This window comes from Pedobacter planticolens, from assembly GCF_014172375.1.
In the GTDB taxonomy this organism is placed as follows: domain Bacteria; phylum Bacteroidota; class Bacteroidia; order Sphingobacteriales; family Sphingobacteriaceae; genus Pedobacter; species Pedobacter planticolens.
This window is the reverse complement of sequence record NZ_WNXD01000001.1, coordinates 706,653-722,905: the sequence shown is the minus strand read 5'-3', so window position 1 is coordinate 722,905 and position 16,253 is coordinate 706,653. Positions and strand designations below refer to the sequence as shown.

7 protein-coding genes are annotated in these 16,253 nt (G+C 34.9%); 4 read left to right on the top strand and 3 right to left on the bottom strand.

The genetic code is table 11. The features are described from left to right. Positions 1–81 precede the first annotated feature (81 nt). Entirely contained in the window at positions 82–3,828 is a 3,747-nt protein-coding gene (gene purL / locus GM921_RS03085) for a phosphoribosylformylglycinamidine synthase (RefSeq protein WP_317170969.1), read from the top strand. Positions 3,829–4,228: 400 nt separating this feature from the next. Next, positions 4,229–6,070, top strand: a complete 1,842-nt coding sequence (asnB, locus tag GM921_RS03080; RefSeq protein WP_182921143.1) for an asparagine synthase (glutamine-hydrolyzing) — start codon at positions 4,229–4,231, stop codon at positions 6,068–6,070. Between the two features lie 306 nt (positions 6,071–6,376). On the opposite strand, the gene GM921_RS03075 is transcribed toward asnB, so the two are convergent. Next, entirely contained in the window at positions 6,377–7,213 is an 837-nt protein-coding gene (locus GM921_RS03075) for an energy transducer TonB (protein ID WP_182921142.1), read from the bottom strand. Between the two features lie 302 nt (positions 7,214–7,515). On the opposite strand from GM921_RS03075, the gene GM921_RS03070 reads away from it, so the two are divergent. After that, positions 7,516–9,699: a glutamine synthetase III family protein gene (locus GM921_RS03070; RefSeq protein ID WP_182921141.1), complete on the top strand. Its 2,184-nt coding sequence runs from the start codon at positions 7,516–7,518 to the stop codon at positions 9,697–9,699. 208 nt (positions 9,700–9,907) lie between these two features. Continuing rightward, positions 9,908–11,089 (top strand): AIR synthase related protein, encoded by a 1,182-nt coding sequence (locus GM921_RS03065; RefSeq protein ID WP_182921140.1) that lies wholly within the window; start codon positions 9,908–9,910, stop codon positions 11,087–11,089. Between the two features lie 779 nt (positions 11,090–11,868). On the opposite strand, the gene GM921_RS03060 is transcribed toward GM921_RS03065, so the two are convergent. Both GM921_RS03060 and GM921_RS03055 read right to left on the bottom strand, forming a co-directional pair. Continuing rightward, positions 11,869–12,720: a dienelactone hydrolase family protein gene (locus GM921_RS03060; protein WP_182921139.1), complete on the bottom strand. Its 852-nt coding sequence runs from the start codon at positions 12,718–12,720 to the stop codon at positions 11,869–11,871. 117 nt (positions 12,721–12,837) lie between these two features. Beyond that, on the bottom strand, positions 12,838–16,221 hold the full coding sequence (locus tag GM921_RS03055) for a TonB-dependent receptor (RefSeq protein ID WP_182921138.1): 3,384 nt from the start codon (positions 16,219–16,221) through the stop codon (positions 12,838–12,840). Positions 16,222–16,253: the final 32 nt, after the last annotated feature.

Sequence of the window (16,253 nt, the reverse complement as noted above, 5' to 3'; positions counted from 1 at the left end):
TAATGTGGAAAACCCCTTAATTATTACATTAATTGTTCAAAAGTAGGTAATATTATCCCTCGTTTAACTGGCATTTTTAAAATTTTAAAGCTAAATTTGCATCTTCAAAAAACAAGCATGATTCATTTCTTCTTAAGTCAATCTGAGGCGGTTTTTGTTTTACAAACAGAACAAGCCTTATCTGCAACTGATATTACAAAACTTGAATGGTTATTCGGCGGTGCCAAAAAACAAAATGAAACTGCGCTAAGCGGTTTTTTTGTTGGCCCTCGTGCAGCAATGATAACGCCTTGGAGCACGAATGCTGTAGAAATTACTCAAAACATGAGTATCACTGGCATCATCAGAATAGAAGAATTTAAAAAAGTAGCTGAAGATTTTTCAGGTTACGATCCAATGCTTTCTCAAAAATATGAAGCTTTAGATCAAGCTATTTATACCATAAATATTAAGCCTGAGCCAATTTTAGAGATTACTGATATTGCGGCTTACAATAAACAAGAAGGGCTTTCTTTGAGTGATGAAGAAGTTGAGTATTTAAATTCATTAGCTACTAAGCTTAATCGTCCTTTAACAGACTCGGAAGTTTTCGGTTTTTCTCAAGTGAATTCAGAACATTGTCGTCATAAAATATTTAACGGCAAATTTGTAATTGATGGCGTTGAACAGCCTACTTCTTTGTTCAAGTTAATTCGTAAAACTTCAGAAGCAAATCCTAATGATATTGTTTCTGCTTATAAAGATAATGTTGCTTTTATAAAAGGTCCTGTTGTACAACAATTTGCACCAAAACGTGCTGACGAACCTGATTATTACACCACGAGCGATTTCGAATCGGTAATTTCCTTAAAAGCTGAAACACATAATTTTCCAACAACTGTTGAGCCTTTTAATGGTGCAGCTACTGGTTCTGGTGGTGAAATTAGAGATCGTTTAGCTGGCGGACAAGGTTCATTGCCTTTAGCTGGAACTGCAGTTTACATGACTGCTTTATCTCGTTTGGAAGAAGGCAGAGCATGGGAAAAAGGTGTAGAAGAAAGAAAATGGTTGTACCAAACGCCAATGGATATTTTAATCAAAGCAAGTAACGGTGCAACTGATTTTGGTAATAAATTTGGTCAACCGTTAATTACAGGATCTGTTTTAACGTTCGAACATGACGAGCATTTGGATGCTTCGGCAAACTCAGCACAGGCTGAGCTCAATGTGACACCAAGAAAGTTAGGTTTTGACAAAGTAATTATGCTTGCTGGTGGTGTAGGTTATGGAAAAGCTAGTCAAGCACAAAAGAAAAAACCACAAGAAGGCGATAACATTGTTATTCTTGGTGGTGAAAATTATAGAATTGGAATGGGTGGCGCTGCAGTTTCATCTGCAGATACTGGCGAACACGGGAAAGGAATTGAATTAAATGCAATACAACGCTCTAATCCAGAAATGCAAAAGCGTGCTGCAAATGCGGTTCGCGGTATGGTAGAAAGTGAGGAGAATTTCATCGTTTCTATTCACGATCATGGCGCAGGCGGCCATTTAAACTGCCTTTCTGAGTTAGTTGAAGAAACTGGCGGATTGATCAATTTAGATAAACTTCCTGTAGGCGACCCTACTCTTTCTGCAAAAGAAATTATTGGCAACGAATCTCAAGAAAGAATGGGATTAGTGATTGGTAACGAACATATCGAAACCTTACAAAAAATTGCTGATCGCGAACGCTCGCCAATGTATACTGTTGGTAAGGTTACTGGCAATCATCGTTTTACTTTCGAATCTGCAACTTCTGGCGCTAAACCAATGGATTTAGCTTTAGAAGATATGTTTGGCAGTTCTCCAAAAGTAGTAATGGAGGATAAAAAAATTGATCGGAAATATCAAGCTGTTGCTTACGATAAAACACAACTAAATACTTACTTAGAGCAAGTTTTACAATTAGAAGCTGTTGCGAGTAAAGATTGGTTAACCAACAAAGTTGATAGATGCGTTGGTGGTAGAGTTGCCAAACAACAATGTGCCGGACCATTACAATTACCATTGAACAATTGTGGTGTAATGGCTTTAGATTTTCAGGGGAAAGAAGGTATTGCAACTTCGGTTGGCCACGCTCCCCTATCTGCCTTAATTGACGCAGGTGCAGGAAGTAGAATTGCAATTGCAGAATCACTTTCAAACTTGGTTTGGGCGCCGTTAAAAGATGGTTTAAAATCGGTTTCACTTTCGGCAAACTGGATGTGGGCTTGTAAAAATGAAGGCGAAGATGCTAGATTATACGAAGCTGTAAAAGCATGTTCTGATTTTGCAATTGAACTTGGAATCAATATCCCGACAGGAAAAGATTCGCTTTCAATGAAACAGAAATACAAAGACGGCGATGTAATTGCACCTGGAACGGTGATTATTTCGGCTGGTGGTAATTGCGATGATATTACTAAAGTTGTGGAACCTGTTTTACAAAAAGATGGTGGTTCTATTTATTACATCAACCTTTCCAACGATACTTATAAATTAGGCGGTTCATCTTTTGCTCAAATCTTAAACAGAATTGGTAATGAAACTCCTGATGTTACAGATGCAGCAGCATTTAAAAAGTCATTTAATATTATCCAACAATTAATTAAGGAAGAAAAAATTCAAGCTGGACATGATGTTGGTAGCGGTGGTTTAATTACTACTTTATTAGAAATCTGTTTTGCTGATCGCGATTTAGGTGCAACTTTAGATTTAACTTCTTTAGGAGAAACTGATAGCATCAAGTTATTATTCTCAGAAAATATCGGTATCGTTCTTCAAGCAGATGCTGCTGTAGAAAGTGTTTTTGCTGATCACAATATTTCATTCCATAAAATTGGTAGTGTTACCTCATCAGCTAAGCTGGAAATAAAAAATGCAACTGACAATTTCTCTTTCGATATTGATCATTTACGTGATGTTTGGTTCAAAACTTCTTATTTATTAGATAGCAAACAAACTGGAAACGGATTAGCGAAAGAACGTTACGACAATTATAAAAACCACGTTTTAAATTATACTTTCCCTAGTCAGTTTGATGGAAAGAAACCTGCCATTGACAACAGCAAACCAAGACCAAAAGCTGCCATTATTCGTGAAAAAGGAAGTAATTCTGAACGTGAATTAGCAAACGCCATGTATTTAGCAGGTTTTGATGTTAAAGATGTGCACATGACGGATTTAATTTCGGGCAGAGAAACATTAGAAGACATTAAATTTATTGGTGCAGTTGGTGGTTTTTCAAACTCTGATGTATTAGGATCGGCAAAAGGTTGGGCGGGTGCATTTATGTATAATGAAAAAGCGAGAGTTGCTTTAGAAAATTTCTTCAATCGTGAAGATACGTTGTCGGTTGGTGTGTGTAATGGTTGTCAGCTATTTGTGGAGCTTGGCTTAATCAATAAAAACCACGCTGAGAAACCAAAAATGTTGCACAACAAAAGTGGCAAACACGAAAGTATTTTCACCTCTTTAACTATACAAGAAAACAATTCGGTAATGCTTTCTACTTTAGCGGGCAGCACATTAGGTGTTTGGGTATCGCATGGAGAAGGAAGATTTCAATTACCATACAGCGAAGACAAATACCAAATTGTTTCTAAATACGCTTACGAAACTTATCCTGCTAACCCTAACGGATCTGATTACAATACTGCAATGTTGTGCGATGAAACTGGTAGACATTTGGTAATGATGCCACACATTGAACGTTCGTTATTTCAATGGCATTGGGCAAATTATCCAAAGGGAAGAAAAGATGAGGTTTCTCCTTGGATGGAAGCTTTTGTAAACGCCAGAAAATGGGTAGAACAACACAGTAAATAAACCACTATGAGCTGAAAGTCTAAATGGGTTTGATGTAGTTATTTTTATCGCCACAGATTAGCAGATTAACTTATAATCTAATCTGCGGCTAACATTTTCAGAACTTGAAAGCTAAATAGACTAAAAGTTGATAGTTGCATTATTGCTCTGACCAAGAAATTCAAAAGCTATCTTGTTAAGATAGCTTTTTTCATATTTGACAATTATATTAACTTATAGTTAATATGTTTATTCGTTAATATTTGTAAGTTTGAATACAATAAAAGTCCCAATCATAAACACTTTATAGTTTACTAGTACCAATTATTTTCATACCAATTGTATGAAGGACTTTTATCGTAAATAACCAAATATCAACCGAAAAACATAGAGCTTATGCGCTCAAATTCTAATTAGGCTTATGTGTGGAATAACGGGATTTATTGATCATAACCATAGCATAAGTGAAGGAAATCTTAAAAAAGCATCTGCAACTTTAGCCCATCGCGGCGGTAATGGTAGTGGTTTTATTTTCGATCAAAAAGAACATTATACTTTAGGCATAGCTAACGAACGTTTAGCCACCATAGATTTAAGCGAAAAAGCATTACAGCCTTTAACATCCAATTGTGGCAATTACAGTATCACTTTTAACGGCACCATTTATAATTATTTAGAGCTAAGGGAAACCTTAATTAAGTATGGCGTTATATTCTCTACCTTAACAGATACTGAAGTTATACTAGAGAGTTATAAAAAATGGGGTACTAAATCCTTTGAAAAATTAGATGGTTCTTTTGCTTTTGCATTAATAGATCGAAAATTAAATCAGTTGATTATTGCAAAAGATGAAATAGGTGCCAAACCCATTTACTACTATAAAAATAAGAGCTGCTATATATTTGCATCAGAAATTAGTGCGTTGTTTGCTTATCCTGTTGTACAGAAAAACATCAATGCAACTGCGATTGCAACCTATTTTAGATATGGCTATTTTACTGGCGAAGAAACGATTTACGAACATATCTTCAAATTTAAAAAGGGAACTATAACCATTATAGATTTACATAGCGGTAATAGTTACGATAGCTTTCTATCATTAAATTACCCTCCTATTCAAAAACCTGAAGTAGAAAATGAGGAACAGATTTCTGAAAAAATAGAAGAACTTTTAACCGAAGCTATATTAAAGAGAAATGTTGCCGATGTGCCTGTTGGCGTTTTATTAGGCGGAGGTTATGATAGTGCGACTGTAGCTGCAATTCTGCAAAAAAATCAGACTAAACGGATAAAAACTTTTACGGTTGGGTTTAAAAATGAAAAATTAGATGAAGCGCCGCAAGCAAGTAAAATTGCTGAATATTTAAAAACCAATCATCATGAATATTATCTTGATAAGGAGGAAGCATTAACCATTGTTAAAAATTTACCTCATGTTTTTGATGAACCTATTGGAGATAGTGGCGCCATCCCTCTACTTTTTATTGGCGAGAAAGTAAATAAAGAGGTTAAGGTTTTGTTGGGAGCTGAAGGTGGCGATGAATTATTTGGTGGTTATAGAACGTATGCTAAAGCAATTAAATTAGACGCACTGGAGCATAAGCACATCCCAAAGTTTTTAAAGGAAATACTCATCAATTTCCTGAAAACAACTCAGCCAAAAATGAAAGAAGTTTTAGCAGCTGAGGGTTTATTAAATAAATACCTAGAAATTAATGCATGTTTTACAGCATCCGAAATTAATAGACTTTTAACTAGCGATTATAATTTTTCGACTAAGTCTGGAAATAAAGCCCAAAATATAAAAGATCTTTTAATTCACGATTTACACGATTATCTCCCAAACAATATCCTCTCTATGAGCGATAAATGTTTTATGCAGTATGGCATTGACAATAGAGATGCCTTATTAAAAACTGATTTGATAGCGTATTTAACTACGCTAGATTCTAAATGGTTTATTAAAGATGGTGAGCAAAAATATCTCCTTAAAAAGATTACCAATAAATATATTCCTGAAAGTTTAATGAATAAACCAAAAAAAGGATTTGTTATTCCATTAGCTTCTTGGTTAAAAACAGCTTTTAGACCTTTAATTGAAATTTATTTATCTCCAGAAAGCTTAAATCAGCATAAATTATTAAATATTCAAGAGGTTTTACGGATTAAAGCTGCTTTTTATGCTAATCCTACTACATATAATGCGCAAAAGATTTGGTTATTGCTACAATTTCAAATGTGGCATCAAAAATGGATAGCTTAAAAAGATTAAAGAGCAAAGAACAAAGATTAGACGTTTTAACCCAGAGTCCAATTAATAACTGACATTTCTTTGCGTATCGCGTCATTGCGAGTTTACGAAGCAATCTTTCCTGCTAGATAGATTGCTTCGTCCCGATGAAAAATCGGAGACTCGCAATGACGCGATGATTACATATTGAGCGTATAACAAATTTTTCCTTGTATTATTAATCGAATTCAGGTTAACAAGATAAAAGAACAAAGATTAATGACTAGATACCTTAGTTTTTAAGCACTTTATCATTAATCCTTGCTCTTTCATCCTTTATTATTGACTTAACATATACCCAATTGGCATATTGTAACGAACTCTCACGGTTTGGTTATTCTGTTTTCCAGCCACCCATTTAGGTGATTTTTTGATTACTCGTATTGCTTCATCATCACAACCATACCCAATTCCTTTTATCACTTTTACATCTGTAATCGATCCATCTTTCTCCACTACAAAACTCAAAAACACTTTCCCTTGAACTCCAGCATCTTGTGCCATGTCTGGGTATCTTAAGTTCTTCTGAATAAATTTAGACCAAGCTGCCATCCCGCCAGGAAATTCTGGATAATTTTCTACACCTATATATATTTCAGTGTCATCTTTTCCTTCTTTAGCTGTTCCCACACCACTACCACCAGTATTTGGACTTGGCTCAGCATTTCCTTTTCCTTCTGCTCCTTCTTGTGGAGTACTACTTACTAATGAAGTTTGTACTTGCGCAGTTGTTGGCGGAGGTGTATCATCAACAGGATCACTTACTACTTTTACACTTATGCTTACACTTTTAGCTTCAACTTGTTGTTTAATCGGCTCTGCTTTTTTAACTGGTTCCTCTTTTTTTGGTTCTTCTTTTTTCATTTGATGAATTGGATCAGCCATAGTAACTGGATGATCATATTCTACTTTTACAACAACCTCTTTATGCAATTTCCCGTAAATCACTGGTCCTACAAACAACATAACAAATATTGATGCAGCGATAAATAAAGACTTTGTTAAAATTGACGAAGATTGAGACCTAAGCTCATAAGCTCCGTAATTTTTATTTCTGTTACTAAATACGAGAGCGAGCCACTCGCTACCATATAAATTTGATGAGTTGTTAAACATAGCTTTAAGTTTATTTTTAACTATGATGTTAGGTGATGACGTATTCCATAAAGTTTCTATAAAAATATTTTTGAGGATGATTTTTAAACATTTTTCACATTTTCAACAAAAAAATCATGTTTTACATAAAAAATATAAAAATATTCACTTAAAAACTTAAAATTTATTGAAAAAGTAGATTAAAAATTATATTTTTGGTTAAAATTTAAACAAATCAATGAAACCATCATGAGTTTACACTCAAAAAAGACAATAAAAACTCATGATAGCTTCATGGAAGATAAAAAAACAATTATAAATCAATGAAAAGTCTAAGAACAATTGCTCTAAAAGAGGCGCAAAATAGAATTTCACCAGAAGTTCACGCACCATCACCGAAAATTTCTGAATTTTTTGGTTCGAATGTTTTTGATAAGAAAAAAATGAGAGACTTCTTATCTAAAGAAGTTTATGAAAAATTAATTTCTACCATAGGTCAAGGAGAATTAATTAATCAAGACGATGCAAATCAGATTGCATCTGCTATGAAAACCTGGGCAATGGCCAAAGGTGCTACTCATTATACGCATTGGTTTCAACCATTAACTGGATCTACTGCAGAGAAACATGATTCATTCTTTGAACCTAGTGGCGACGGAGCAATTGAAAAATTTGCTGGTAGCGCATTAGTTCAACAAGAACCAGATGCATCAAGTTTCCCTAACGGCGGTATCCGTAATACTTTCGAAGCTCGTGGTTATACTGCTTGGGATCCTTCTTCTCCTGCATTTATCATGGAAAGCAAAGCAGGTAAAACACTTTGTATTCCAACTGTATTTATTTCATACACAGGCGAATCATTAGATTATAAAGCACCATTATTAAAAGCATTGGCAGCAATGGATAAAGCCGCTGTTGATGTTTGTCAATATTTTGATAAAAGCATTACTAAAGTAACTGCATCATTAGGTATTGAGCAAGAATATTTCTTAGTAGATCTTGCTTTATTTAATGCTCGTCCAGATTTAGTAATGACTGGCCGTACTTTATTCGGACATATGTCTGCTAAAGGCCAACAATTAGAAGATCATTATTTCGGTTCTATTCCTGAGCGTGTTTTTGCTTACATGGTAGATTTCGAAAACGAAGCTCTAAAATTAGGTATTCCTTTAAAAACTCGTCACAATGAGGTTGCTCCTTCTCAATTTGAGTGTGCTCCTATTTATGAAGAAATCAACTTAGCTATTGATCACAATCAATTATTGATGGATTTAATGGAAAAAGTTGCTCGTCGTCATAATTTCAAAGTTTTATTACATGAGAAACCATACGCAGGTATCAACGGTTCTGGTAAACACAATAACTGGTCGTTAATTACTGATACTGGTAAAAACTTATTAGCTCCAGGAAAAACACCTAAAAACAACTTAATGTTCTTAGCATTTTTCGTAAACACCATTAAAGCTGTTCACGAACATGCAGATTTATTAAGAGCAAGTATCACTTCAGTAAGTAACGATCACCGTTTAGGTGCTAACGAAGCTCCACCAGCAATTATCTCTATCTTCTTAGGTCAACAATTAGATGAGATTTTAGATGAGATCGAGCATTCTCGTATCAGCAAGAAAATTAAAGAAGACAATGGTTTGTGGTTAGGTATTCCTAAAATTCCTCAAATTACTTTAGATAATACCGATCGTAACCGTACTTCTCCTTTCGCATTTACAGGTAACAAATTCGAATTAAGAGCAGTTGGTTCTACAGCTAACTCTTCTGCTCCAATGACTGTTTTAAATGCAATCGTTGCAGATCAATTGGTTAAATTTAAAGCTGATGTAGATAAATTAATCAAAAAAGGCGACAAAAAAGACCTTGCTTTATTAACTGTTATCAAAAAATACATCAAAGAATCTAAAGATATCCGTTTTGAAGGAAATGGGTATAGTCAAGAATGGGCTGACGAAGCTGCTAAACGTGGTTTATCAAACATTAAAACTACACCAAAAGCACTTGATGCTTACATAACTGACAAAACAACTGAATTATTTACAAAAACAAATATTTTCAGCAAACGTGAATTACATGCTCGTCATGAGATTTTATTAGAAAGTTTCTTCAGAAAACTACAAATTGAAGCTCGTGTAATGGGTGATGTTGCAAATAGCCAAATTTTACCAGCAGCTATTTCTTATCAAAACACATTGATAGAAAATGCTAAAGGATTAAAAGAACTTGGTTTAAGCGCAGAAGCAATCGCTACTCCATTGGCAATTATCAGCAAACTATCGGAGCACATTGGTATCGTTAAAACTAATATCGATGCGATGTTAGAAGAACGTAAGAAAACTAACGCGATTGAAGATAGCCGCGATAAAGCGATTGGTTATGACGAAAAAGTAAAAGTTTATTTCGATACTATTCGTTACCACACTGATAAATTAGAGCAAATTGTTGACGATAGCGTTTGGCCATTGCCTAAATTCAGAGAATTACTTTTCTTAAAATAAGTTTTTTTTAGTTTTAATACTAAAGCGTCCAAGTTTTACACTTGGGCGCTTTTTTTTGAGGCTTGTTTTTAACTCAACCATTAAGGAATTAAGAAAAATGAAGTTTAAATGTTTCTTAATTCCTTAATGGTTAAATATTTTTTTTGTTGATACTTCCCGACTTCAGACTTCCTGACTTTCGGTCTAAAATATTATCTTTGCAAGCAATATGAGCGATAACAGGTATAATCAGCGTGGCGTTTCTGCATCGAAAGAAGATGTGCATGCTGCTATCAAAAACATTGATAAAGGCATTTTCCCACAAGCATTTTGTAAAATTATTCCAGATATTTTAGGGAACGATGAAACCTATTGCAACATTATGCATGCCGATGGCGCTGGAACTAAATCTTCTCTAGCTTATACCTATTGGAAAGAAACTGGCGACATTTCGGTTTGGAAAGGCATTGCACAAGATGCGATTATCATGAATTTAGATGATTTAATTTGTGTTGGTGCAACTGAAAACATCTTGTTATCCTCAACAATTGGACGTAATAAAAATCTTATTCCAGGTGAAGTTATTGCTGCAATTATTAATGGAACTGAAGAAATTTTAGCTGATTTAAGAGCATTAGGAATTTCTATTTTTTCTACTGGCGGAGAAACGGCTGATGTTGGCGATTTAGTTCGTACGATCATTGTTGATTCTACAGTTACTTGCCGCATCAAGCGGGATGAAATTATCAGTAACCATACCATTCAAGATGGCGATGTAATTGTTGGTTTGGCTTCTTATGGTCAAGCTACTTACGAAACTGAATACAATGGAGGAATGGGTTCTAATGGATTAACCTCTGCCCGCCATGATGTGTTTGATAAATCTGTTGCTACTTCATATCCTGAAAGTTTTGATCCAGCTGTTCCTTTAGATTTAGTTTTTTCAGGTGGTAAAAAATTAACTGATGAAGTTCAACTAGATGAACAAAACAGTATTACTGCTGGAAAATTAGTTCTTTCTCCTACACGTACCTATGCCCCAGTTATTAAAAAGATTTTAGATGCTTATCGCAAAGATATTCACGGTTTAGTTCATTGCAGCGGTGGTGCGCAAACCAAAGTATTGCATTTCATTAATGATGATGTACACGTAATTAAAGATAACCTCTTCCCTATTCCGCCTTTATTTAAATTGATACAAGAACAATCTGGTACCGATTGGAAAGAGATGTACAAAGTATTTAACATGGGCCATAGAATGGAAATTTATGTTCCTCAAGCAATTGCTGAAGACATTATTGCTATTTCTAAAAGCTTCAATATAGATGCGCAAATAATAGGTAGAGTTGAAAAAGGAAATCAAAAACAAGTTACGCTAACTAGTGAATTTGGCACGTTTGTTTATAATTAAACTTGTCATTCAGAGCGAAACGAAGAATCTATTTTAAAGTTCAACAGTGACAGTTTATTAGTTATTGGATTAGGCAATCTATCATAAAGACTTACTTAATTACTCCATTAAGTACTGGGGCATTTTCAATCATTTTTATTGCTATTTTAAAAAGCCATACCCTTAAATTTTAGGGGGTTGGTGTTTTTCTACTGCATTTGTCGGTTTTTCCTAATGGTAAATTGACTTTTCCCATTGGTCGAAGGTCTTTTCCCATTGGTAAATCGACATTTCTCGTTGGTCGAAGCCCTTTTCCTAATGGGAAAAGGGCTTTGCGTTAAAGTTTATTGGCTTTGCGTAATAGGAAAAGGTCTTCGACCAATGGGAAATCTTCTTTGCGTAATGGTCGAAAGGCTTTTACCAATGGTAAAAGCTCTTCGACTTTAAGGAGATTGACATTTCTCATCGAGAAAAACGAAATTTCCATATCGAAATACACCTATACTATTAACCTTAGTTCGATTATTAAAATGTGATTAGTATTGTTTTTATGGCATTTTACATAAACCGGTCGTCATGCTGAATATATTTCAGCATCTTTTTAGCAAGAAGGACCCTGAAATAAACAGCGAAGCACTCTTGAAGACAAAAAATCAATAGAAACAACTGAAAAATTCAGGGTGACGCTGAGCTTAGATTTTACGCCTAGAATACAGGTTTTTCAAAGAAATAATAATCGAACTCAGACTAATAGATTTCTCGGCTTTGTCACTATAAGCTCGAAATGACGAGGACGAGCATTACCCTATTTTTCTTTTAAACAAATCAATTGTTCTTTGCCAAGCTAATTTAGCGGCAGCTTCATTATATCTTGTTGGCGAGGTATTGTTATTAAACGCATGGTTTACGCCATCGTAGATAAAGATTTTATAATCGATATTGTTTTGCTTTAACGCGGCTTCATAAGCAGGAATTCCAGCATTAATACGTTCATCCAATCCGCCATAATGCAACATTATGCTCCCTTTAATTTTAGATACTTCTTCGGCTTTTGGTTGTGCACCATAATATGCAACAGCAGCTTGTAATTTAGGATCGTTTACTGCTAATTTATTCGCCATTCCTCCACCCCAACAAAAACCAACACAAGCAGTTTTTCCATTTCCATTTTTATGATTTCTTAAATATTCTAGTGCTTTTAAATAGTTTTGGAGATTTTTCTCCGCATCTAATTTTCCAATCAACTCTCTGCCCTTATCTTCATCCGCAGGCGTGCCGCCAAACGGCGATAAAGCATCAACACCTAAAGCCAAGAAACCTTCAGCAGCCATTCTTTTTGTTACATCAATAATATGCGGATTAAGCCCCCTATTCTCATGTATAACCAAAACACTCCCTAATTTCTTTTTACCTTTTGGTTGAGCTAAAACAGCTTTCATATCACCTTCAACACCAGAATAGGTGATGTTTTCACTCACTACATCTTCATTATTAAATGAAGCAGCTGCTACATAATTATTTTCTAATAAAGGTAAAACTGTTAAAGCTAAAGCCGTACTACCGGTTAAAATAGCCAACTTTTTCATAAACTCTTTTCTACTTAATTGGCTGTGAGTATACGAATCGTAAAGTGTGATGATTTTTTGATCCATGATGGTGGGATTTAAGTTTATATATTCCAAGGTACGAATTGTTGTCTATTTGTGTATACAAAAAAATCCCGCTAACCAATTAAGGCTAGCGGGATTTATAATTAAATATATTCGATCTTAGTTAAAGCTATAACGTAAACCAAATTGCATATAGAATGTAGAAGAGATACTTTGAGTAGTACCAAAAGTTTCTCTTACAATGTCTCCATTAGACTGAGCCATTTTAAATGTTGGTTTAGTAGTCGCATTAACAGCTGTAGCATTTTGAGGAACCAAAATTCCTGCATTATTAACAAAATTAAATGCACCCCAATTTTTGTTCAACATGTTACCTACATTGAAAATATCAACCGAGAACTGTACAGAGTTTTTAGTATTTCCAACATTTTTGAAAATCTCTTGAGTTAATCTAAAATCAACTTGATTTCTCCAAGGTGACGTTCCTGCATTACGCTCTGCATATTGACCTTTACGTGTTTTCAAATAATCATCTTGGTTAATATATGCACCAAAAATATCTGCTTGCTGTGCAGCAGTATAAGTTTTTGCTGTTGTTCCAGAACCAATTACTAAAGATGAAGTAAACATTCCAGCAATTTCCGAATCATTAGGAACATAAATTAAATCATTTGATTGACCATCACGGTTATAATCTCCTCCGTATGTATAAGAGAATCTACCTTGTTGAGAACCCTCATAAAACAATGAAACTGCAGTTGATAAATTTTTGAAGTATTCTTTTTTATAAGAAACTGATGCAATTACACGATCAGGATTTAAGTTACTTGAATAACTTAAAGTTGGATTATTAGAGTTTGAAGATGTTTGTACAAGTGACCATAAATTTAATAATTGGTCACCAACGCCATCACCATAATTACGTTGATCTGAACGAGTATAAGCTGCCATTACAGAAACTCCTTTACTAAATTGTTTACTCAATTGAACAGTAGCCATCCAATTGTAACCACCTTTAGCATTACCCATTACTATGCCGTTGAAACCTGCTGTATTAACTGCAGATGCTGTTGTTGTTACTTGACCAGCACTGTTTAATGAAACAACCTGTCTAGCCAATACTGCAGCTCCTGTAGATGCCGTAGAAGTTGGATACATAGGTCTATTATCGCCATAACCAGCAATAGTCAAAGCAGTTGGGTCTACTAAGTTAATATTTCTTGCAATTGCAACATTTAAATCCTTACCATAAATACCTTCTACAGTACCTACAATTCCTAAAGGAAGTTTAAAATCTACTGCTAAACTAGATTTCCAAGTTTGAGGGAATTTCAAGTCTTTAGACATTGCACTAACACTAGATGGTATAGAAGTTCCAGCAGCTGGAGCAGGAGTTGTTAAGTTTGGCGCAATACTTGGATTAAATAAAGGTGTTGCTGCACCATTATAAGTTTGAGTATACTGTAACAAACCAGCATCACCAGATTGAGCAACAATCCATACAAATGGAACTCTACCTGTAAAGATACCCGTACCACCTCTAACTTGTAAAGAACGATCGCCGTTTACATCCCAGTTAAAACCAAAGCGTGGAGAATAAGTTAATTTATTATCTGGCAAAACACCAGTATTAATTTTTTGACCACCATTAAAATTTAATGCCAATACCATTGGATGTGTTCTAATCTCGTCGGTATTTGGATATGTTGCTTGCTCTACTCTTAAGCCAGCAGTTAACTTCAAACGATCAGATACGGTAAATTCATCTTGTAAATAAGCTGAATACTGTGCAAATTTAAAAGAAGGATAAGCTTGAGAACCATCTGCGGTTAAAGGATAGGTAACCGAATATTGTGAAGGTTTTGCTCCGTTAACAAAATCATCCCATGATCTGAAAGTATAAAAACCTGTACCATAACGTTGGAAACCGTTTTTAGTAGTACTATATTCAGCCTGTAAACCAAATGTTAAGTTGTGTTTACCAGCAGCATAGCTTAAATCATCACTATAGGTATAAGAAGTTACATCTCTTAAATTACCATATGTAAAGGCTTCGTAACCAAAAGTAGTTAATACATTACCCACATTTGCTGAAGTAGCAGTGCCATCCATTATATCAACCATTGGAAATGGAGAGCTATCAGAAGTTCTTGGGTCATTTTGATGAGAATAAGCGGCACGTAAAGTGTTAGTCCATTTACTTCCAAAAGAAGAGTTTAACTCAGCAGTTGCAGAATATAAATTTGCTGCTTCGTAGTAATTGGTATTCGAAAAGTTTAAAGCCGTGTTAGCAGTTCTACCACTAGTATTCACATAACTATAAGGAGCTACAACACCTGACCCACTAATTGAAGCACTTAACGTTTTAGGAGTTTGACTTTCTACTTGGTTATAACGAATACTGAAACGGTGATTTTTAGCGATGTTCCAATCTAAACGAGCAAACATTTTTTCATTGCTGCTTACCGATTCGTAATTTTGGTAAGTTCCAGGATCGTAATTGTATTTACTGATTAAATAAGATTTAACAGTATTTAAGAAGTCAGCCGTTGGTCTTGCTACTGTATTTGGCGTACCAGGTGCACCATATGCTAAAGCAGGAGTTGAAGCAATTCTGCTTGAACCTGGTGCCTTAGTTAGCCTTTTCTCATAATTAACAAAAAAGAATAATTTATCTTTAATGATTGGGCCTCCAAAGCTAGCGCCGTAGTTTTTCTCATCTAGTCTCTGTAAATTTTGGATGGTATAATCACCAATTTTACGACCTTGTTGATCATCACCACGCATGGTATAAAATGCACTACCAAAGAATTTGTTACCACCAGAACGTGTTACTGCGTTAACAGCACCTCCAACAAAACCAGATTGACGAACATCATAAGGTGTTACATTAATAGAGATTTGCTCTAATGCATCAATAGAAATTGGAGAACCGCCTGCAGGAATGTTAGATCCAATACCAAATTGGTTATTGTAGTTAGCACCATCTACAGAAAAGTTGTTAGAACGGTAATTACCACCACCAATACTTGTACCATTAGCTTGTGGAGTTAAACGAGTAATATCGTTAACACTACGCGAAATTGAAGGTAATGATTGAATTTGTGCTCTACCTACAACGGTGTTCGCACCACTTTTGTTTGAGTTTAAAATAGCATTTGAACCCTGTCCAACAATATTAACTGTAGCTAAAGTTGAGCTGTTATCAGCTAATGTTACGTTTAATACAAATGGCTCACCCAATTTAAGGGTTACATCATCAAATCTTTGTGGTTTATAACCTACAAATGTAATTTCAATGGTGTATGGACCACCAACACGCATGTTACCAATGGTGTAACGACCATTAGCATTTGTGATAACGCCATAAACCGTACCGGTTGGCGTATGTGTAGCTTTAATACTGGCACCAGGTAAAGACTCCTTTGAGTCTTTAATTGTACCTGTTAATGACGTTGTAGTTATCTGTGCATTAGCTGCAGAGATAAAACCAACAAACGCAAGAACAATTACTACAACTTTTAATAGTAAAGATTTCTTCATACTCTTTTATTTATTTTTTTGTTTTGTTAAGA